Raw genomic sequence first — 19,057 nt, forward strand, 5'->3', positions numbered from 1 at the left:
GCACGGTGCGCATCAGCCTCCAGCTTCGTGCCGGCACCCTCCCCCAGCCTCGCCCGATCGTTCCCATAAGAAGATCGATCCCTATTCTATGAAAGCGCGTCGCGGAGCGATTGCAACAACGCCTCCGCTTCGTCGATCTTCTTCAAGATATCCACGTCCCCTTTGAGTTCCTGCAGGGTCGAGAAAGGGACCTTTTTCATCGCGTCTACCGCAGCTTCAAGATCGCCGGACAAGCCGCCCTTCACCGGCTTAGGCGCGGGCCCAAGGCGCAGCATCGCCGACTCCAAATCTCCTGCATCGCTCAGAAACTGCGAACGCGCGACTGGATCGGGCAAGATCGTGCGGAGCTTCCGAAGGTCTTTTGAATTGGTAATGCGCTTCTGGTTGACCTTTTTGACCACGGCTTCGATGACGGTCGGCGTCAGTAGTTTCTTGCTCACCCCCATCAACTCACGCGACCAGGTGATCGCGGCGCCGGGGTCACGGAGACTGGTGAATTTTTCTGAGAGCTCAAATACATCGACCAGCTTGTCGAGCTCACGCACCGTGATGCCGAGGATGTTGGCGGCGCTCGACCGGCCCATCATGTCGACCAGGCGATAGGCCACCATTTCCTTTTCCTTGGCGTCCCATTCCTTCCGCTGGCGATGGATATAAATCCAGACCCGAAGTCGGTCCTCCTCACTCAAGGTTCGGTCGGTAACCTCGATTGGGATCTGCCGATAATCTTCCTTCCCCTGTTCCACCAAAACCCGCGAGTTGGTCCACCGGCGGTCGCCGTCGATGATCCGGAATTTTCCCGATAGATCAGGATGTGGCTCGACAAGCAGGGGTTCGAAGAGGCCGCCATTCGCTTCGATCTGCCGCTGCAGCTCTTCATCGATCTTCGGGCCCATGCGGGGCTGCTTTTCGTTCGGCACGATGTCGTCGATATCGGCCTTGGTCCGGTACGTGCGCAGGACGGTACGATCGAGCCGACGCTCCTGAAGATTGATGATGTTGTCGCGCTGCGGGATGACCTGCGGGCTCGTCATTGAGGACTCTCCGGCGCGGACGCCGTACCGATGATGGAGTCGATCTGATTGCGCAATTCAGCCTGCACTTTCATGGCGGCGCGGATGGCAAGACCCTGCTGCTTCCAGACGTTTTCGTGGGCTTTGACCTCCTTCGTCTGAATATCCAGCAGCGACTCCGCCAGTTCGTCCAGCCGCGCGAATGAATCGGCGCACTGCTGGGAAGTAATGAAACTGTACAGGGCCGCGGTTTTCTGGGTGCGTTCGGCGTTGCTCATGCGCAGGGTGTGAGATTGAACCAGATGGGCGCGAACGAGCTGGATGAGGGCGACGACCCGCGCCGGGCACGCGATCACGACACCATCCTGGATATGCAGCTGCCGGGCGCCGGCCGGGAACTTGCTGGACGACAAGACGGCGTGGTCGGCCTGCGCACTCAACTGGTCCGACCGCAGTTTGGTCACGAAATCATTTCGCCACGCGTTGTGGTTCTTCGAATCGTAGATGATCGTGCCGCACTCCTGTCCGTTGTGAATAACGGTGTGCAGGATGTCTGCGCCTTGCTGGCCCTTGGTCACGCGCACGATTCGATCACCATCGAACTCAGTCTTCAGCGCTTCAAACAAATTGATTTCGGCGCCTTCGCCTAGCTCTTCGGCCGTCTTCTTCTCAAGGGCGCGTTGCAGTTCTTCCACCTTGTTGGCCAACTTCTGGCGCTCTTCGAACGTAGCCGACTTCTCGGCGTTGACAGCCGCTGTCTTGTCTGCCTCAAGGGCCTCACGCTGTTCTTGCAGCCGCTCATTGAGCTGGGCTTCGTGGGATTCTTGGAGGCTTTTCGCTGTCGCCTCCGCAGCGGCCGCCTTGGCTTCGGCGTCTGCCTTGGCCTGTTCGGCGGCGCCAATCTGCAGCTGCGCCGCGGCCTCAGCGGCCGCGCTGACTTCAGCGCGGACTTCCACTTCGCGGGCGGCCGCCTTTGCCTGGACGTCCGCCAAGGCCTGCTCGCTGGTCAGTCTGGCTTCCGCCAGTTCGGCCTTCAGCGCCTCGCCGGAATTTTCGGCGGTCACTTTCTGAGCCTCCACTTCCGCCAGCCGACTCGCAGCCGCTTCCGTGGCGATGCGCGCCGCCTCTGAGCGGATCGTGTCTTCCTGCGCCGCCGCGTCCGCCTTCACCTTCTCGATCGCGGCGGCGGATTCATGCTGCACCTGTTCGAGTTGGCCCTGAAGCGCGACCTTCGCCGCGTCAGCGTTGGCCTTCTCGGTCGCGGCCTCGAAGGTCTTGGCTTGAAGCGCGTCCTGGGCTGCAACGCGCGCCGCTTCCGCCGCGTCCACCCGCGCCTTCGACTGGAGCTCAGCGGCCAGGCGGGCCTGTTCTCTGGCCTCGGTGATTTTTTGGTTGGCTTCTAACCGTGCACGCTCGAGCGCCTCTGTCTTCTCGGTGTCGAACTTCTCCTGCAGCCGCGCGGTGATAGTGGCGGACTGCGCCTGCTCACGCGCCTGCAGCCGCTCAGCGACCTCGTCGGCGCGGTCGTGTGTGATGGCCTGCTCGCAAACCGGACAGACGTCGTCAACCGGATGAAGGTGGTGGATGGGACTGGAACGCACGGTCGACGCTGCTGAGGTCTGCGGATTCGCCATCATGGCCTCCATAGTTTTCTAGGTCCTATTTTCTCCTAATTTATCCTGAAGTCAACCCCTCTGACCAAGCGGATGGCCCGCGGGCCGATATTGGAGACCACAAGCCGAGGCAGCTGGCCTCGATCTCGGGCGAGTTCGGCATCATAGCGCCGCGCGATGCACGGTGAGCTTCATCGGTGCAGATTAGCGGCGCGCTCATTCGAAGACTTGATGCATCAGGGCTGGAATCAGGTGATCAAGTTCGCCTGCGACCCCACGCTGACCTGCCTGAACGTCGCTGGCTTTTTGTTGAAGGTCGTCGAACCAGAACTGCGCATCCATCGATGGCAATGGAATCTCGATAGCCGCCAGCTTCCTCTGACTGAGGGTCCTGTTTCGATCTGCACTGCCAGGCGATGCCGCTTGAACCTGTGCTAGTCCTGCATCGCTCTGGAGAAAGTACCACAGGAAGTTCGGTGTCGCGTTCCTGGTATCGACCACGCACGTGAGATAACGGTGAGAGCCAACCTTGCCGTGGTGCTCCGGTTTCGCAACGGCGAAAGCTCCCTCCCACGCCTTGATATTGCTGAAGACAATATCCCCGCAGTGAATTCGGAAGGGTTTTTGCCATGTTAATTCGCCGCCAATGACGTCCGGCTTTTTGAACAGTCCTTTGCCGAAGGACCGAACTCCAAGTTCTGCGTAAACCCCATTCGATTCAAGCTCGACAGGTCGCCGCAATATCGGCGCGACGTCCCCGATCGCGACGCGCGGAGCGCCTGCGATCACCTTCCGAAACGCTGCCTCCATCGTTGCGTTGAGCTCCGCGCGCGCGGTATCGGCCGTCCAACGCAACGTCTTCAGTTGCAACGCCGCGCCGTCGAGCTTCGCAATGATCCGACGTTGCTGCTCGATCGGCGGAAGGGGGATGGCATGATCGAGAAGACGCCTGGGATGCAGCCTCTCTCGGCGGGCGCCGATTCCCTTCCCGCCTGAGGCTAGCTGGCGCCAGACGCGATTCTGCCTGAAGTACCAGCCCAGGAATCCGGGCTCGAGTTGCTCATGATGCAGGTCGAAGGTCGGGAATTCGTTCGAGACGAAATACCCGTCGACCTCTGGCGAAACGATCGCATAAGCGCCTTCAAAAGACTTCAGGCGGCTATAGATGAATTGGCCCGCCCGGATTCGAAACAACTGCGTGGCAGCCATCTCCCGCCCAGTGACCGCCGCGCGCTGAATCATCCCGCGACCGAATCCATAAACGCCCGCGATTGGATAGTCGCGGTCGGGCTCCACCCCGTGAGGGTCCGGTGCGTAGGTAAGGAGTTCACCCAGTGGAATAAGCGGAAAGCTCGGCATGACCTACGCGCGCTCCGCCACGAGCGCCTTGATCTCGTTCAAGACGGCCAGCACCTGTTGCTCTTTGGCGATGGCGCTATCGACAATTTCCGCCGGCAAGCGGTGATCGATCGCCGCCTTCGCGTGTGGATTTCTTAGATCCAGATCAACCGCGACGACGCGCCCCTGCTCATCGCGCTTGATCAAATCGGGACCCGACACCTTCCATGCCTGCGAGCCTTCCTTGCGGTCAGACCACCAGGCTCGGCAATCGTCGAACTCCTCATACTGCAGCGGCAGTGTCTTGGAGTATTTCCGCCGACCTTCCGGAAGCGGTTGCTCCCAGTACCAGACGTCGCGCGTCGGACCGGACGTATCGAAGAAGATAATATTAGTCGGGATGTCGGTGTAGGGCGCGAAGGTGCCGTCGGGCAATCGGACGACGGTGTGAACATTGAACTGTTCCAGAAGGTCGGCTTTGATCCGTGCCGCAATGCCGTCGCCGAAGAGGATGCCGTGCGGCACGACGACGCCGGCGCGCCCGAGTCCGCCGCGTTTGAGTCGCCGCATGATGAGCTGCAGAAAGAGCAGCGCCGTTTCGGTGGTTCGGCGATCCTCCGGAAAATTCGTGAGGATGCCGGCTTCTTCTTCACCGCCGAACGGCGGATTGGTCAAGATGACTTCGACCCGATCTCGCTCACCGATCTCCGTCAGCTTGAATCGCAGTGCGTTGCCGAATTCGATGTCGGGCGCTTCGATCCCGTGCAGCAGCAGGTTCATCTGCGCTAGCAGGAACGGAAGCGAGGAATCCTCGCCGCCACGCAAGGTCTTGCGCTGAAGGATTTCGCGTTTTTCGACCGTGCTGGCTTGCGGCTTCATTTGGTCAAAGGCAGCAGCCAGAAACCCGCCCGTGCCGCAGGCAGGATCGAGCACGACTTCGCCGAGCTTGGGATCGATCGCCTCGACCATGAAACGCACGACGGGACGTGGCGTATAGAACTCTCCGTTCTGACCCGCTGCATCGCGCATCTCGCGTAACAGAGTCTCGTACATCCGGCCGAGGGTCTGAATGTCCTCGGTGCTATCGAAATGGATGCCATTGATCAGGTTGATGACGTCCCGCAACACATACCCGCTGGTCGCGTAATTCCGAAGATCGCGAAACACCGCAGAGACCACGTCGCGCCGCTGCCGACCGGCGCCATTGCCGCGTAGGCCGCGGAGGAAAGCGAACAGACCCGGGCCTTGCGTGCCGTCGGCGCGAACGGACTGCTCGCCATTGATGAACGAGAGCAGATCCGGCCCGGTGATACCCGCGGGATCGGCCGCCCAGTCTCGCCAGCGGTAAGGCGCATCGATCAGGAGACGGTACGGTTCGCCAGCGAGCACCGCCTCATCCTCATGGACGCGCTCCATGTCGTCGACGAATTTCAGGAACATCAGCCAAGTGAGCGTGGGCAGCCGCGTGAGGTCCGTCTTCAGCTCCCTGTCCTTGCGCATTTTGTTGCGCGCGGACTTGATGAGGCTGTCGAGTCGCTGCGCCGTGGTTTTCGGCGAAATGATCTTCTTCTCACGGGGCATTCATGGTTCTTCCCTAAGCGGCGTACAACAGGCCGGACATTTCGTTGACCGCGTCGCGGAGTTTGTCCGGACCACCGAAGCGGCGAGCGATTTCGCTCGGATTGCCGAACCCAGCCAGCGGCGGCACCTTCAAGATACCTGGCAGGACGAACTGTGCGGCGCCGTGCTCAGCGTATTTCTCCAGCAGCGCCTCCAGCACGGTCCTCGCATCGGCACCATATCGGTCGAAGAAATCGGTGCGATCTCGCTTGAGACGTTCGGCGCGCTCACGTCGCGTCCGGAGCGGTGCGTTCCAGGCGAGATGGCAAAGCAGATCGAATGGGTCGTCTTCCGGCCGCCCGGCTTCGTCGGCCAAGCTCTCCAGGTCGATGCCCCGTTCAGCGAGCGCCTCGACGATCGCGTGGCGCTTGTCGGCGAGCATCCAGTCGGCGCGGAAACTTGAAGCGGTCGGATAAAGCGTGCGGACCTTCTCGCCGGTCCAGTCCGTCAGTTTCTTGCACGTCAGCCGTTTGCCGTCCGTATCGAGTTCGTAGACCAGATGCGCAACCACTTCGACCGTGCCGCCATCGACGTAGAGTTTGCGCGGTTCCCCGGGCTCCTCGTCGGCGGGAAGACCACCTTCGAGTTCCGCCCCGACGTCGTCCGGCGCCTCGGGCGCTGGATTTTCCTCTTCCTGGGTGGTGACGATCTCGCCCTCGGCATCGATCTCTGTGATCGTCTCCACTGTCGGCTCGCCATCGAAATCGGGATCGGCGAACTTTTCAGTCGCGGTGCCGGTGTAGTCGAGGATGTTGAAGAACAGCTTGTCGTAGTCCTCGCGCAGCCTGGTCCCGCGGCCGATGATCTGCTTGAACTCCGTCATCGAGCCGACCACGCGCGCCAACACGACGTTCTTGCAGGTCGGCGCATCGACACCCGTGGTGAGAAGCTGAGACGTCGTCAGAATCACCGGGACCTTCGTCTCGACGTCCTGGAAGCGGCTGAGTTTGCCCTTGCCGATGTCGCCCTCGTCGGCAGTCACACGGCAAGCGTAGTCCGGATAGTTAGCAACGAGATCGGCGTTGAGATTGGCGAGCGCACGACGCATCTCGCTTGCATGCTCCTGGTCCACGCAGAACACGATCGTCTTTGCGAAGCGGTCGGTCTGCGCGAGGAAATGCGTGAGGTGGCGCGCGATCGCCTCGGTGCGCGCGCGCAACGCGACGACGCGCTCGAAATCCTTGGTGTGATACTCGTCGTCGGGAATCTCGCGCCCGAAGCGATCGAGTTCGCCTTTGGTTGGTCTCCACCCCGCCGCATCATAGTCCGTGACGACACGGTGTACGCGATAGGGCGCGAGGAATCCGTCCGCGATGCCTTGCGCCAAGGAGTAGGTGTAAAGCGGTGCGCCGAAGTAGGTGTAGGTGTCCCGGTTGTCTTCCCTCAGCGGCGTCGCCGTCATGCCGAGCTGATAGGCCGGCTCAAAATAGTTCAGAATGTCTCGCCAATTGCTGTCGTCGCGCGCGCTGCCGCGGTGGCACTCATCGATGATGATCAGGTCGAAGAAGTCCGGCGAATATTCCCGGTACAGACCCGGTCGCCGTTCGTCACTGGCGATGGCCTGGTAAATCGCAAAATAGATGTCGCGGCCATGGCTGATCTCGCCGTTCTCGATCTTGAACCGCGCATCGCCGAAGGGCGCAAAGGTCTTGGCCATCGGGTCGTCGACGAGAATATTGCGATCGGCGAGGAACAGGATCTTGGGTTTGCGGAAGTCGCCGCGCTTGTTCCACCCGGCGGTCCACAGCCGCCAGGCGATCTGGAACGCTACCGCGGTCTTGCCCGCGCCCGTGCATAAAGTGAGCAACGCCCGCCGCTGGCCTGTCAGAACCACCTGAAGCGCGCGATTGACGGCGATCTCCTGATAGTAGCGCAACGGCCTTGAGGGATCGGAAAAACCGGGCGCGAGCAGGCGCTCGGCGGCCGTGTCATCGGTCAGACCGAGACCGGCCCGTTGCCGACCCCAAAGCTCTGCGGGCGTCGGAAAGTCTGGCCGCAGGGTTTCCAAGCCGGTGAGAAAATCGAATTCGAGAATCTCCGCGCCATTGGTGGCATAGGCGAATTTCAGGCCGAGAATTTCGGCGTAGTCCTTGGCCTGCTGCAAGCCATCGGCGGCGGATTTGTACACGGCCTTTGCCTCGACGACAGCGATCGCGTAGTCGGCGCGGTAGCGTAGGATGTAGTCGGCACGCTTTTGCCTGCCGCGCTTCGCCTTACCACCGACAAAGATCACGCGACCATCGGTGAAGGTCCGTTGCTCATTGATCGCGTGGGGCGCGCCTTCCCAACCTGCCGTTTGCAGGCGCGGAACAACGAATTTTCGACAGGTATCCGCTTCAGTATTCACCTGGGCTCTCCACGTGGCCGCCCTGCTCGTCTCGTACGTGGCGCCAGCGACTTGTCGCCAGATTTCCAAGCTTTGACGTTCTGTGCTTTCCACCGCAGAGCCGGGCTAGCCTCTATCGAGGCGCGCACGTTCTCCGGCGCCTCCAGAGTGGAAGCGTCGATCTCTCCCCTATTCAGCACGGCATCCAGAAATGCCCTCTCCCCCGCCGTGAACTGAAACAGCGGCGTGAGCTTCTCCCGGCATTCTGCCGTGACGTTCTCGATCCATGCCCCCGGACCGCCAAAGGCATCGAAATACCGGTCGTGCAGGCACATGGTCAGCTTGCCGGTGATGTCGCCGACCTCGCATCCGATCTCGTCTGGCGAGGCCGTGCGCCAGTCGAAGCTCTTGGCGCTCGCGCCGATCATCAAAGTGGCTGCCTTGATCTTCGCCCAGTCGAGACCCGGCATGGCGACGATCCGGTGCGCATCGAACAGATCACGCGCCGTGCGTCGCGTGACCAGCGCGACCATCTTGCCGGCGACGATCTCATGGATGTCGAGAACCGGCACGTTCGTGGCTCGGTAGGATCCGATTGTCGCCGAGGACATGCGATCCACACCGTAGAGAGGGCCGCGATAAAGATAGTTGATATCGATCTCGATGGTCCCCGCACCGCCCAGCGCGGAGGCATAGCGATAAATCCATTTGCCGCCGGCGTGCTCGGACGGCTCACGCCGCGCGGCATAGCCTTTCGATTCCATCAAGCGCTCGATCCGGTCTTCTAATCCCGGCCGGTCGGCGTCCATCTGCTCTTTCTCGAGCGCGCCGACATAGTTGATGTCGATATCGACCGAGAGGCGATCCAGATCGGAATGGAAGACATTGAGCGCCGTGCCGCCCTTCAAGGCGACGCGCGGCCCGATCAGCGTGTCGGCACCGAACGCATCCAGAATATCGATCAGCCGGATCACCCGCTCCAGGGTCGCAGGCTGAAGCTGCCGCTCGGCCGCAATGTCCTGGAGGGTTTCTCGCGACGCAACCATCAGACGCCTTCAAAGGCAGCGTCGACGGTCTGCGCTGGGAGGAGCACGCGCCAGGGCTCGACGAGTACGGCGTGACCAGGCTCGGCGCCCAGTGCGTAGTGCTTCGATCGCGGAAGCCGCGCCCGCAGGCGCGCCAGGACATCGTCGGTGACGCCGAGCGCGGCGCGCCGCGTCTCGAGCCACCAGCCGGAAACGGAGGCGAGCGACCGGTTGTCCAACATCTCGACATAGTCGGCAACCTTCGCCGGATCGAGATAGCGCACCAGATCAAGCGACTTCAGGACTTCCTCGACTCCGCCCGCGAGCTCCGGCCGGTGCAGGACATCGACGACCGTACGCTCGACCGCGGTCACGCGGATCGTCACCCCCTGCCGGTCCATGGTCAGGGTCAGGTAGTCAGCCTTGCCGGCCGCCGCCAGCGCCTTCGGCGGAGCGATAAAGCGGCAGGCGCCGAATGGTAGGTCCACGAGCTCCGCGCGCCCCGCGCTGATGAGCTGGACCTCATTGAACTCGGAATAGGCTATGCCATGCAGCTCAAGCGCGGAGTGAAATCCCAGAACGCCATCCGCCCGGAGCTTGCTCGCCGCGGCAAAGCGATCGATCACCATCCGCTCCGCCGCCATATGGGCGGGCACCGTCGCAAACACCTCGCGACTGACACGTTTGATGTTGCCGGCCCGCAGATGATGCCTGAGCAGGCTGGTGACATTGGCCGCGCCCGTGGGATGGCCAAAGGCCGCCGCAAACTCCGCCCGGGTGAAGACGGGGTGAGCCGACAGGAAACTGGCAGTCTTATGCGGGCGAGGCTGCATTTGGTTTATAATTCCGTCTCCAAGAGGGAGTTAAATACCCATTTTGATGCATAATTGTCAATACGCTTGCAAGGCCAAGGATAACGATTTGTCGCCATCCCATCGTGACAAACGCGCCAAAAAGGGCAAAATATACCCCTTTCGACACACTTTACAAAAAATGGACCGCCGTTATGCGCCGTCGGACGCCATGGCCTCCACATACGGTTGCATCGCCGGCCAGATCCGCGCCCCTTGCGCATGGCCCCGCCCAGGAATTTTAGGAAGGACGCCCCCTCCCCACCCAAGGCCGTTTGGTGGGGAAAGCCTTCCCCTGCGGCCGAGCCTGTGGTCTCGGCCGACCCCTTCTGCGGGGACACCCCGCAACACCCCGAGAGTGAGAGTGCGGACCGGGTTTCTGTGACGGGTTGAAGGCTGGGAGAGAGGCTCCCGCCGCCCGTCGCGGAGATCCGCGATGTCCAGACACACCGCTCGCGCCCGTTCTGGCTCCGACCGGACGAGCCTCTACGACGAAATCACCACCAAGATCATCGGCGAGCTGGAGGCCGGCCGCGTGCCCTGGGTTCAGCCTTGGGGCACGGCGGCGGCGAAAGCTCCGCTCGCAATGCCGAAGAACGCCGCCACCAGCCGAAATTATTCGGGGATCAATGTGCTGATCCTCTGGGGAGCGGTGATCGAGCACGGTTTCCCGGTCCAGGGCTGGGTTACGTTTCGCCAGGCGCTCTCGCTCGGAGGCAATGTCCGCAAGGGCGAGCACGGCACCACCGTCGTTTATGCCGACCGCTTCATTCCCGACGACGAGAAGAAGCGGGCGCGCGAGACCGGCGAGGAAGCGCAGGCAATCCCATTCCTGAAACGCTTCACCGTCTTCAACCTAGCGCAATGCGAAGGTTTGCCCGAGGAACTCTCGGTCATCGCACCGCCACCAGAGCCAGGCCTGATCGAGCCGACGGTGGAAGCGCTGATAAAGGCGACGGGTATTGATTTCCGCGTCGGCGGTAGTCGCGCTTTCTACGTACCCGCGCACGACTACGTGCAGGTTCCGCCGCCGCAAGCCTATTTCGAGCCGATCAACTGGCACCGCACGGCGCTGCATGAGCTCGGCCATTATGCCGTCTTCCGGATTATGCCGCGCCGGAGCGGGATCGCCCATGACGAGCGCCCAGGCCAGCGCGGCATGTCGGCATAATCAGAGCGCCTCCAGGAAGGCGAGTAGCTTGTCGCCGGGTTGATAGCGGCCGGGCGGCGCCTTGATGGGCCGTGTTCGCGCCATCGCCTTCTCCTTCAGCTGGATGTCGGCGTGGATGTACATCTGCGTGGTCTCGACCGATTCATGGCCGAGCCAGAGCGCGATGACGGTACGGTCGACGCCATTCTGAAGCAGCTGCATTGCCGCGCTGTGGCGCAGCACGTGCGGCGTGACTCGCTTCTTCTTGAGCGACGGGCATTTTACCGACGCCGCCTGCACATGCCTCCGTACGATCTGCTCGACGGCGTCTCGGCTGAGCCTCTGATTGCGGTTGCTGACGAAGACCGGATCGGCATCCGCCCCGCCACGCTCGGTGAGCCAGTCGCGTAGCATCTTGACGCTGTCCTTGCGGATCGGCGTCGCCCGCTCCTTGCGCCCTTTTCCCATGCTCCGGACGTGCGCGCCCGCGCCGAGCACGATGTCGCCGCAGGACAGGCCGATCAGCTCCGAGACGCGCAACCCGGTCTGGAGGGCGAGCGCCAGCAGCGCTCGGTCGCGGCGGCCGTGCCAGTTGGAGAGAGCCGGCGCCGCGATGAGGGCTTCGATCTCAGCGCGCGACAGATAGTCGATCGCCCGCTTCTCATGTCGCTTCGGCGGCATGGCGAGGATGCGCTGGCAGTGGTGCAGCAGCTGCGGCTCGTTCACAGCGACATACTTGAAGAACGAGCGGATCGCCGACAGCCGCGCGTTGCGGCTGCGGGCGCTGTTGCCGCGCGTGCTCTCGATGTCGGCGAGGAACAGGCCAACCAGGTCGGCGTCGATGTCGGCCACCCGCAGCTCGGTCGGCGACCGTCGGAGCCGGGCGGCGGCATATCTGAGCAGCAGCCGGAACGTGTCGCGGTAGCTCGCGATGGTGTTCGGGCTCGCCTTCAGCTGCGTGGCCAGGCGCTCGGTGAAGAAGCGTTGCAGGTAGACGGGAAGCGGATGCGTTTTCATCGCGCGCCGCCTTTCCCCGCAGCGCCCTTCGCGAACGAGCGCTCCGCTCGCTGCGAGGCGAGCTGCAGCAGCTCGGGAACCGCCTCGATATACCAGTAGGTATAGTCGAGCTTCAGATGGCCGAGATAGGTGGTGAGCCGCAACATCTCCCGGTCGGGGTCGAGGCCCTTGCGATACCAGCCTATGATGGTGCGCACGGCGAATGTATGGCGAAGGTCGTGGATGCGAGGACCGCGTCCATGCTTGCAGAAGCGCTGTCTCTCGCGGAGCCCCATGTCCTGGGAGACGACCGCGAAGTTGTAACGCGCGCTGCAGTCCGTCATTCGCCGGCCTTCGTCATTGCGGAAGAGAGCGCCTGCCGTGGGTCCGAGAAGCCGCATGCGCTCGGCGCGGTAGGCCGCGAGCCGCTCGGCGGTGCTCGATGCGATCGGCACGAGGCGGGCCTTGCCGTTCTTGCTGCGCTTCACCGTGATGACGCCAGCGTCGAGATCGAGGTCATCGTCGTCGAGCCTCAGGGCCTCGTTGATGCGCAACCCGGTGACGGCGACCAGCCCGAACAGGGTCGAGCAAGTCCAGCCTCGAAGGCCGTAGCGTGACCGCAGCCCCGCGGCGCGGGAGACGAGCGTCGCCATCTCCTTCTCCGAGTAGATGTAAGGCCGGGGCCGCCGCCACTTGGCCGGGATGAGCCCGGCTGGCGGTATCTCGGTGCGCTCGTCGTATCCGTTGAGCCAGCTGGCGAAGGCCCGAACCATGCCGAGGCGGTGCGACCACGTGTCGTTGTTCGCATGGCCATACGCAGCTTTCCAGCGCAGGAACAGATCGACCGTGATGTGATCTGCTCCGGCGCGATCGGCGAAGGCCGTGAAGACGCGCAGGACGCGCTCTTCGAAGATCAGCTCGAAGCCAAGGCTACGACGGACAGTCAGATAGTCGGCAAGACGCTGCGACAGGGCGGTCATGCGCGCCCTCCCTCGACCGGCCAGGCGCGCGCGATCGAGCGCAGCCCATCGATGTCGTGCCTGGCGTAGATGGCCGTCGATCTGCGTGAGCGATGTCGCAGTACATCGCCGATCTCATCGAGCGAGGCGCCCTTGCGCAGCATGTCGGTCGCGAGACTGTGCCGCAGAAGGTGGGAGCCGATGTACATCTGCGGCGGCCGGAGCCCGGTCTCCTTGAACGCCGCACGCAGGGTCGTGTTCAGGATCTGTGCGTTGACGAACGGCCGGTAGGGCGGCTTGTTGGAGACGAACAGCGTGCGCGACGATCCGCGGCGGCCGTTGCGGATGTAATCGACGATGGCTTCCCCGGCGTCCTCAGGCAGCGGCATGCGGTCGTGCCGTTTGCCCTTGCCCCGGATCAGGATTGTGCCGGCGCGCCAGTCGATGTCGTCGATCTGGATCGCGATCACCTCGGGTCCGCGCAGGCCGAGGCGGGCCAGGACCATAAGCATCGCGTAGTTGCGCCGGCCGACCGCGTCCGGCGCCCAGACCGCATCCACCAGCCGCTCGATCTCCTCCGGTGGCAATGCGCGTGACAGATGCGAGGCGCGCCCCATTGCAACGCGCGGCAAGCTGCTCGCAAGGTCGCGCTTCGTCTTTCCGCTCCAGAACAGGAAGCGGAACAGGCTGCGCAGATGCGTCGGCGGCGTCCTGTCCCGGTACGGGCTTTTCCGGCCCATGACCTCGCACAGGAACCTCACGATGTCGTCGGGCGTGATGTCATTGAGATTGCCGAGCTTCTCGCCGAAGCGGAACGTCATAAAGCGATGGAGGAACCGCATGCAGTGATAGATCGTCGCCTCGCTCACCCCTCGCTGCTCGCGAAGATAGGCCTCGTACTCCGCCGCCAAGCGCTCAATCGCCGTCATCGCCTTCTTCGGCGGCTTCGCCCGCTCGGCCACGCCGGCAGCGACAAGAGCATCGATGAACCGCTCCAAGCAGTATCTCTTCTGATCGCACTTGTTCGGATGCATTGCCTTGAGAGCTGCGGCGTGCGTTTTCGACAGCGTCCGGCCGACAAGCTCGTCCATACGGAGCCCTCGACGGGCGACCTCCTGGCAGAGCAATCGGGCCGCAGCCTCGTAGGTTCGCATCGTCGCGGGCGCATAGCCTTGATCGGCGAGGTTCTGCAGGAACGCCTTGCAATGGGGCCTCAGCCAGTCCGGCGCGATCTCGGCTGCTGTGGGCTTCCTGACTATCCAGGGCATGATGTCTCCTTCCGGTGAATGGAAGGAGAGAGGCCCACGATCGGGATCGGACGCGCGAGGTGGGCCAGCGCGATTCCTGTGAAGGACTCCTGTCGACCTCTACGAGGCGCGCATCGGGAATCGCCTATGCGCCGAAGATCACCTTGCTTGAGGACGTCGAGCTGCAGCGGGAGGTTTGCGCGAGCATCAAAACGCAGTTCATATGGAAGATTGCTCGCGGTTGGTCACGTCTCCCGCCCTGCCGCTCAGCGCCGATATCTACCCCAGACTAGCTCAAGCAGGTAGGTGAGCACCGCCAATGCCAGCGTTGCGGCGACGATGAGCGACACGCCGGTCGGACCGAAGTCGAGAACGCCGCCGCCGGACGCTGCGGTGAGCCCCGCGCCCACAAGCAGGATCGGGCCAGAGACATAGCAATGCAGTCGCCCGCACCGGCGGGCGTTGACAAGGCACGCCCCGCCCATCCAGGCCAAGACCAGCGACCATGCGCCGGCGGTCCAGGCCGTCGACGGCGCCAGTGTGCCGGCCGCGAGGCCGATAAGCACCGGCGCTCCCCAGACGGCGAGGAAGCTGCCGGCGCGGGCCGAGAGGTCGCGCCGCACGCAAGCTTCATCGGGTGTGCCTTGCTGGGCCATGACGTCATCCGGCGCAGCAGGAGAGCTTGGCGACATCGCGCTCGAAGCCCTGCGCGGCGAGCTTCAGGCCCTCGACGGTGGTGAGATAAGGGAAGATGGTCTCGCCGAGTGCCCGCGCGGTCATGCCCTGCTTGAGCGCCAGCGCCAGCGTCTGGATACTGTCTGCGCCTTCCGGAGCGAGGATCTGGCCGCCCAGCAATCGATCGCTGCGCGCGTCGGCGACGAGCTTGATGAGGCCGCGCGTGTCGCGTGCGGCCAGCGCGCGCGGAACCTGGTCCAGCGGAACGACGGAGACTTTCACCTCATGTCCGGCGGCTGCGGCTTGCGCTTCGGTGAGCCCAACGCCGGCCACTTGCGGATCGGTGAACACGACCCATGGCATGGCGGCGTTGTCGTATACGAGCGCATCGCCATTGAGCGCGTTGCGCGCGGCGAGCTTGGCGCCGTAGGCGGCCATATAGACGAACTGATCGCGGTTGGTCACATCGCCTGCGGCGTAAACGCCGGCCTTGCTGGTGCGCATGTGCGCATCGACGATAATGGCGCCATGCACATCCTGCGCGACGCCGGCTTCGGCGAGGCCGAGGCCTTCGACATTGAAAGCTCGCCCGGCGGCGATGAGGAGCTTCTCTGCGCGCAGCTCGATCAGCTCACCGTCGTCCTTGACGCACAGCGTGACGCCGGCGGCGTCTTCGCGGCAGGCGTCATAGGCGACCCCGCAGTGAACCTGCATGCCCTCGCGCCGGAACACCTCCATCAGCGCGTCGGACACCTCAGGCTCGGCCAGCGGCAGCAGGCGCGAACGGCACACCATCGTGACGGCTGCGCCCATGCGCGCCATCATCTGCGCCAGCTCCGCGCCGATGAAGCCGCCGCCCACGACGATCAGGCTCTTCGGCAAGGCGTCCAACTCGAGCAGCGAGGTGCTGGTGAGATAGCGCACCCTCTCAAGCCCCGGAATTGGCGGAACCGTCGGCCGCGCGCCGGTTGCGATGATGATCTTCGGCGCACGGATGAAGCTGTCGCCGACGGCGACGCCGCCATCGGCGAGACGCGCTGCGCCTTCGATGTAGGCGATCCCTTCGTACTGCGGCAGCAGCTCGACGTATTTCTTTTGGCGCAAGCCGGCGACAAGCTCGTCCTTGTGCGCGATGAGCGCGCGCCAGTCGATTAACCGCGCCTCGCCCTCAATGCCGTGAAAGCGACCGGCGGCACCGGCTCCATGCAGCGCGTCGGCCGCGCGGATCATGGTCTTGGACGGCACGCAGCCGACATTGACGCAGGTGCCGCCGATGACCCCGTGTCCGATCAGCGCCACGCGCGCGCCTTGCTCCGTGGCGGTGATGGCGGCCGAAAAACCGGCGGAGCCCGCGCCGATGACCGCGAGGTCGTAAGTGTCGTCTTTTCTGGGAGTGGCGCAGCAGTCGGACATGTCAGGCTTTCTTGTGCGAACGATCACGGGCGCTGCTCCGGCGGCGCGCGAGCGCTCTGAGCCCCAGCGCCAGCACCGTCAGCGCGGCGACGCCGATGAGCAAGGGCAGGAACAGCTCGCCTGCGATCGCCCGGAGGCTGGCGACGCCGAGGAGCGCCAGCACGATCGGGGTCAACAGACAGCACAGTGCCGCAACGGCGATGCCGATCGAAAAGACCGGCCACGCCTTCATGAGGCTGGGGTGACGAGATGCGCGGGATAGCCGGCATTGGTGGAGGCTGCCGCGATCACATCGGGCGTGGCGCGGGCGGGATCATAGCTCACGGTGGCGCGCTTGGAGGCAAAGTCGACATCGACCGAGCGCACGCCGTCAACGCGCGACATCGCCGTGCGCACGGTGATCGGGCAGGTCGCACAGGTCATGTTGTCGACGGCGAACGAAGCGGTGCGCGTTTGCGCCTGCTCACGCTGCGCTTGTGCCGGAGACTGCAGCGGAACAAGTGCGGCGGCTGCGCCAAGACCAGCCATCGCAGCGAGCGCGCCGATGATCATGAGCTTCTTCATTAGTGCCTCCTCAGTAGAAAAGCCTCGCCCACCAATCGATGGTGGAGGCCAGGATGACGAGCGCAGTGGCGAGCCAGAGCGCGGTCTGGGTGATCAGAGAAGATTGCGGCCGTGCGCAGTAGGAGCCGTCCTCGCATTTGGGCCTGGGCCGGAAATAGACCTGCCAGAAGCCGAGCCCGATGAAGATTGCGGCGATGACGATGAAGACGGGCTTGTAAGGCTCAAGCGCAGTGAAATTACCGATCCAGGCGCCAGACACGCCGAGCGTCACCAGCGCCAGCGGCAGGATGCAGCAAGAGGACGCCAGAATGGCGCCGGCGACGCCGCCGGCTGCGAGCCAGGACGAACGGGGGCCAGAATCGGGGCTTTGCGAGGACATGCCGTCAAGCTACAATCTGTAGGGACTACAGGATCAAGAGGATTTTTCAGGCCCATGCAGCGACGCAGTCCCATGCCCTTGTTGCGGCGCGGCGAGCTTGCCGAGCGCGTCGGCTGCAACCTCGAAACCATCCGATATTACGAGGGCATCGGCCTCTTGCCGCATCCGCCGCGCTCGTTGGGGCGTCATCGACTCTACGACGCGGACCTGACCAAGCGGCTGCGCTTCATCCTGCGCGGGCGCGAACTCGGCTTCTCGATCGAGGAGATTCGCGCGCTGTTGGCCATCGCGGACGGCGGCGGCGGTTGCGCCGACGTCTACGCGCTCACCACACAGCACCTCGATGTGGTCAAGCGCAAGATCGCGGACTTGCGCAAGCTGCAGCGCATTCTGTCGGAAACGGCGGCGCGCTGCGCGCGCGACGCCTCACCCGATTGCCCCATCATCGAGGCTCTGGCGGCGCCACAGCAGGGCTAACCGAAGCCGCCGATGACGCGCCGGAACTCGCCTTCCTGGAGGCGCTCTGATTATGCCGACATGCCGCGCTGGCTTGGGCGCTCGTCATGGGCGTCCCGCTCCGGCGCGGCATAATCCCGAAGACGGCATTATGGCCATTATGCCGATATCGGCATAATGCACACGCCAGCGGCGCCCCGCACCGACTGAACCGCGATCTCTCCGGCTCTTTCGGCTCCAAGAAGTATGCGTTCGAGGAGCTGGTGGCTGAGATGAATGCTGCCTTCTGCTGCGCTTCGCTCGGCATCGCGCCGACCGTGCGCCACGCGGACTATATCGGCTCGTGGCTCGACGTGCTGCGCGAGGATAATCGCGCGATCGTCCGCGCCGCCTCGCAGGCCAGCAAGGCGGCCGATTTCCTACTCGGCTTTCTTCCCAGCGGTGACGAACGCTCCGCCGCGCCATCGGATGCCGAACAGGAGGCGGCGTGATTCTTCCACCGCTGGACTTGGCCCACATCTTCGGCGGAGCCGGCCGCCACGCAAAGCCGGATCTGTGCGGATACGTTTCTCCGGCTCGGCGGGTCTGCGGCGCCCTAGAGGAAGAGGGCTGCGCCGGTCTTCGTGACGGGTTGGAAGCTGAGAGAGAGTCTTTCGGCGCCCGTCGCGGAGACCATCCCGATGGCCACTACTGTTCAGAAGATCACCCTGTCGTCGTCGCGCGACATTCCCTTCAACAAGCTTGTTCTGTCCCAGTCGAACGTCCGGCGCGTGAAGGCCGGCGTTTCGATCGAGGAACTGGCCCAGGACATCGCCCGGCGCACGCTCCTGCAGGGCCTCAACGTCCGGCCGGTGCTCGATGCCGAAGGCGCCGAGACTGGCATGTTCGAGATCCCGGCCGGCGGCCGCCGCTACCGAGCGCTCGAACTGCTGGTGAAGCAGAAGCGCCTGGCGAAGACCGCGCCCGTGCCCTGCGTGGTGCGCGATCCATCGACCGATATTCTCGCTGAGGACGATTCACTCGCCGAGAATATCCAGCGCGCGCCGCTGCACCCGCTCGACCAGTTCCGCGCCTTCCAGGCAATGCGCTTGAAGGGGCGGTCCGAGGAGGACATCGCCGCCGCCTTCTTCCTCTCGGTGAATGTCGTGAAGCAGCGGCTTCGGCTCGCTTCCGTCTCAGAAGTTCTACTCGACATCTATGCCGAGGACGGCATGTCGCTCGACCAGCTCATGGCCTTCACCGTGTCGTCCGATCATGCCCGTCAGGAACAGGTCTGGGAGTCGCTCCGGAACTCCTACAGCAAGGAGGCCTATCAGATCCGCCGCTTGCTGACGGAGCGCACGGTCCGCGCCTCCGACAAGCGGGCGGTGTTCGTCGGGCTCGACGCCTATGAACAGGCAGGCGGCATCGTGCTGCGCGATCTCTTCCAGCA

17 protein-coding genes and 2 pseudogenes are annotated in these 19,057 nt (G+C 63.7%); 4 read left to right on the top strand and 15 right to left on the bottom strand.

Annotation, left to right across the window (positions count from 1 at the left end; translation table 11 throughout):
- Window positions 1–86: 86 nt before the first annotated feature.
- The 7 genes from Q0C38_RS17705 to Q0C38_RS17735 form a co-directional block, all read right to left on the bottom strand.
- A complete protein-coding gene (locus tag Q0C38_RS17705) occupies window positions 87–1,034 on the bottom strand; it encodes a ParB/RepB/Spo0J family partition protein (protein ID WP_291298451.1) in 948 nt (315 codons plus the stop codon).
- Window positions 1,031–2,647 (bottom strand): DUF2130 domain-containing protein, encoded by a 1,617-nt coding sequence (locus tag Q0C38_RS17710; protein ID WP_291298452.1) that lies wholly within the window; start codon window positions 2,645–2,647, stop codon window positions 1,031–1,033. Before Q0C38_RS17710 ends, Q0C38_RS17705 begins: the two co-directional genes overlap by 4 nt.
- Before the next feature lie 195 nt (window positions 2,648–2,842).
- Window positions 2,843–3,985: a hypothetical protein gene (locus Q0C38_RS17715; protein WP_291298453.1), complete on the bottom strand. Its 1,143-nt coding sequence runs from the start codon at window positions 3,983–3,985 to the stop codon at window positions 2,843–2,845.
- A gap of 3 nt (window positions 3,986–3,988) precedes the next feature.
- Window positions 3,989–5,545, bottom strand: a complete 1,557-nt coding sequence (locus Q0C38_RS17720) for a class I SAM-dependent DNA methyltransferase (protein ID WP_291298454.1) — start codon at window positions 5,543–5,545, stop codon at window positions 3,989–3,991.
- 13 nt (window positions 5,546–5,558) lie between these two features.
- Window positions 5,559–7,931, bottom strand: a complete 2,373-nt coding sequence (hsdR, locus tag Q0C38_RS17725) for an EcoAI/FtnUII family type I restriction enzme subunit R (RefSeq protein WP_291298455.1) — start codon at window positions 7,929–7,931, stop codon at window positions 5,559–5,561.
- Window positions 7,928–8,956, bottom strand: a complete 1,029-nt coding sequence (locus tag Q0C38_RS17730) for a nucleotidyl transferase AbiEii/AbiGii toxin family protein (protein ID WP_291298456.1) — start codon at window positions 8,954–8,956, stop codon at window positions 7,928–7,930. The genes hsdR and Q0C38_RS17730 overlap by 4 nt, the downstream gene beginning before the upstream one ends.
- Window positions 8,956–9,768, bottom strand: a complete 813-nt coding sequence (locus Q0C38_RS17735; protein WP_291298457.1) for a type IV toxin-antitoxin system AbiEi family antitoxin — start codon at window positions 9,766–9,768, stop codon at window positions 8,956–8,958. Before Q0C38_RS17735 ends, Q0C38_RS17730 begins: the two co-directional genes overlap by 1 nt.
- A 454-nt stretch (window positions 9,769–10,222) precedes the next feature.
- Here Q0C38_RS17735 and Q0C38_RS17740 point away from each other — a divergent pair.
- Window positions 10,223–10,876: pseudogene (locus tag Q0C38_RS17740) on the top strand (ArdC family protein); the annotation flags it as partial.
- Between the two features lie 81 nt (window positions 10,877–10,957).
- Here the strand turns inward: Q0C38_RS17740 and Q0C38_RS17745 are convergent.
- The 8 genes from Q0C38_RS17745 to Q0C38_RS17780 all read right to left on the bottom strand — a co-directional run bounded on the left by Q0C38_RS17745 (window position 10,958) and on the right by Q0C38_RS17780 (window position 17,169).
- Complete coding sequence (locus Q0C38_RS17745) at window positions 10,958–11,953, bottom strand: tyrosine-type recombinase/integrase (protein WP_291298459.1); 996 nt, start codon at window positions 11,951–11,953, stop codon at window positions 10,958–10,960.
- Window positions 11,950–12,912: a tyrosine-type recombinase/integrase gene (locus tag Q0C38_RS17750; RefSeq protein WP_291298460.1), complete on the bottom strand. Its 963-nt coding sequence runs from the start codon at window positions 12,910–12,912 to the stop codon at window positions 11,950–11,952. The genes Q0C38_RS17745 and Q0C38_RS17750 overlap by 4 nt, the downstream gene beginning before the upstream one ends.
- Window positions 12,909–14,159 carry a site-specific integrase gene (locus Q0C38_RS17755; RefSeq protein ID WP_291298461.1) on the bottom strand — a complete coding sequence of 417 codons (1,251 nt, stop codon included), beginning with the start codon at window positions 14,157–14,159 and terminating at the stop codon, window positions 12,909–12,911. The genes Q0C38_RS17750 and Q0C38_RS17755 overlap by 4 nt, the downstream gene beginning before the upstream one ends.
- A 245-nt stretch (window positions 14,160–14,404) precedes the next feature.
- The gene (locus Q0C38_RS17760) at window positions 14,405–14,794 is read right to left on the bottom strand and encodes a hypothetical protein (RefSeq protein WP_291298462.1); all 390 of its coding nucleotides are present in this window, start codon (window positions 14,792–14,794) and stop codon (window positions 14,405–14,407) included.
- Between the two features lie 4 nt (window positions 14,795–14,798).
- Complete coding sequence (merA, locus tag Q0C38_RS17765; protein WP_291298468.1) at window positions 14,799–16,226, bottom strand: mercury(II) reductase; 1,428 nt, start codon at window positions 16,224–16,226, stop codon at window positions 14,799–14,801.
- A 1-nt stretch (window position 16,227) separates the two neighbouring features.
- On the bottom strand, window positions 16,228–16,458 hold the full coding sequence (locus tag Q0C38_RS17770; protein WP_291298463.1) for a hypothetical protein: 231 nt from the start codon (window positions 16,456–16,458) through the stop codon (window positions 16,228–16,230).
- Window positions 16,455–16,790: a heavy-metal-associated domain-containing protein gene (locus Q0C38_RS17775; RefSeq protein ID WP_291298464.1), complete on the bottom strand. Its 336-nt coding sequence runs from the start codon at window positions 16,788–16,790 to the stop codon at window positions 16,455–16,457. Before Q0C38_RS17775 ends, Q0C38_RS17770 begins: the two co-directional genes overlap by 4 nt.
- Before the next feature lie 10 nt (window positions 16,791–16,800).
- Window positions 16,801–17,169: a mercuric transporter MerT family protein gene (locus tag Q0C38_RS17780; RefSeq protein WP_291298465.1), complete on the bottom strand. Its 369-nt coding sequence runs from the start codon at window positions 17,167–17,169 to the stop codon at window positions 16,801–16,803.
- A gap of 54 nt (window positions 17,170–17,223) precedes the next feature.
- Between Q0C38_RS17780 and Q0C38_RS17785 the strand changes: the two genes are divergently transcribed.
- The 3 genes and pseudogenes from Q0C38_RS17785 to Q0C38_RS17795 all read left to right on the top strand — a co-directional run.
- Window positions 17,224–17,646 carry a helix-turn-helix domain-containing protein gene (locus Q0C38_RS17785; RefSeq protein WP_291298466.1) on the top strand — a complete coding sequence of 141 codons (423 nt, stop codon included), beginning with the start codon at window positions 17,224–17,226 and terminating at the stop codon, window positions 17,644–17,646.
- Window positions 17,647–17,807: 161 nt separating this feature from the next.
- Window positions 17,808–18,116, top strand: a pseudogene (locus tag Q0C38_RS17790) (zincin-like metallopeptidase domain-containing protein); the annotation flags it as partial.
- Window positions 18,117–18,305: 189 nt separating this feature from the next.
- Window positions 18,306–19,057: ParB/RepB/Spo0J family partition protein (locus Q0C38_RS17795; protein ID WP_291298467.1), on the top strand; the 752-nt coding region annotated here is incomplete at its 3' end.

The organism is Elioraea sp. (assembly GCF_022842375.1).
GTDB lineage: Bacteria > Pseudomonadota > Alphaproteobacteria > Acetobacterales > Acetobacteraceae > Elioraea_A.

Bases quoted from the DNA above. Each gene is read 5' to 3' on its own strand.
- Q0C38_RS17705 (WP_291298451.1), bottom strand. From the start codon at position 1,034: ATGACGAGCCCGCAGGTCATCCCGCAGCGCGACAACATCATCAATCTT.
- Q0C38_RS17710 (WP_291298452.1), bottom strand. From the start codon at position 2,647: ATGGCGAATCCGCAGACCTCAGCAGCGTCGACCGTGCGTTCCAGTCCC.
- Q0C38_RS17715 (WP_291298453.1), bottom strand. From the start codon at position 3,985: ATGCCGAGCTTTCCGCTTATTCCACTGGGTGAACTCCTTACCTACGCA.
- Q0C38_RS17720 (WP_291298454.1), bottom strand. From the start codon at position 5,545: ATGCCCCGTGAGAAGAAGATCATTTCGCCGAAAACCACGGCGCAGCGA.
- Q0C38_RS17730 (WP_291298456.1), bottom strand. From the start codon at position 8,956: ATGGTTGCGTCGCGAGAAACCCTCCAGGACATTGCGGCCGAGCGGCAG.
- Q0C38_RS17735 (WP_291298457.1), bottom strand. From the start codon at position 9,768: ATGCAGCCTCGCCCGCATAAGACTGCCAGTTTCCTGTCGGCTCACCCC.
- Q0C38_RS17745 (WP_291298459.1), bottom strand. From the start codon at position 11,953: ATGAAAACGCATCCGCTTCCCGTCTACCTGCAACGCTTCTTCACCGAG.
- Q0C38_RS17750 (WP_291298460.1), bottom strand. From the start codon at position 12,912: ATGACCGCCCTGTCGCAGCGTCTTGCCGACTATCTGACTGTCCGTCGT.
- Q0C38_RS17755 (WP_291298461.1), bottom strand. From the start codon at position 14,159: ATGCCCTGGATAGTCAGGAAGCCCACAGCAGCCGAGATCGCGCCGGAC.
- Q0C38_RS17760 (WP_291298462.1), bottom strand. From the start codon at position 14,794: ATGGCCCAGCAAGGCACACCCGATGAAGCTTGCGTGCGGCGCGACCTC.
- merA (WP_291298468.1), bottom strand. From the start codon at position 16,226: ATGTCCGACTGCTGCGCCACTCCCAGAAAAGACGACACTTACGACCTC.
- Q0C38_RS17770 (WP_291298463.1), bottom strand. From the start codon at position 16,458: ATGAAGGCGTGGCCGGTCTTTTCGATCGGCATCGCCGTTGCGGCACTG.
- Q0C38_RS17775 (WP_291298464.1), bottom strand. From the start codon at position 16,790: ATGAAGAAGCTCATGATCATCGGCGCGCTCGCTGCGATGGCTGGTCTT.
- Q0C38_RS17780 (WP_291298465.1), bottom strand. From the start codon at position 17,169: ATGTCCTCGCAAAGCCCCGATTCTGGCCCCCGTTCGTCCTGGCTCGCA.
- Q0C38_RS17785 (WP_291298466.1), top strand. From the start codon at position 17,224: ATGCAGCGACGCAGTCCCATGCCCTTGTTGCGGCGCGGCGAGCTTGCC.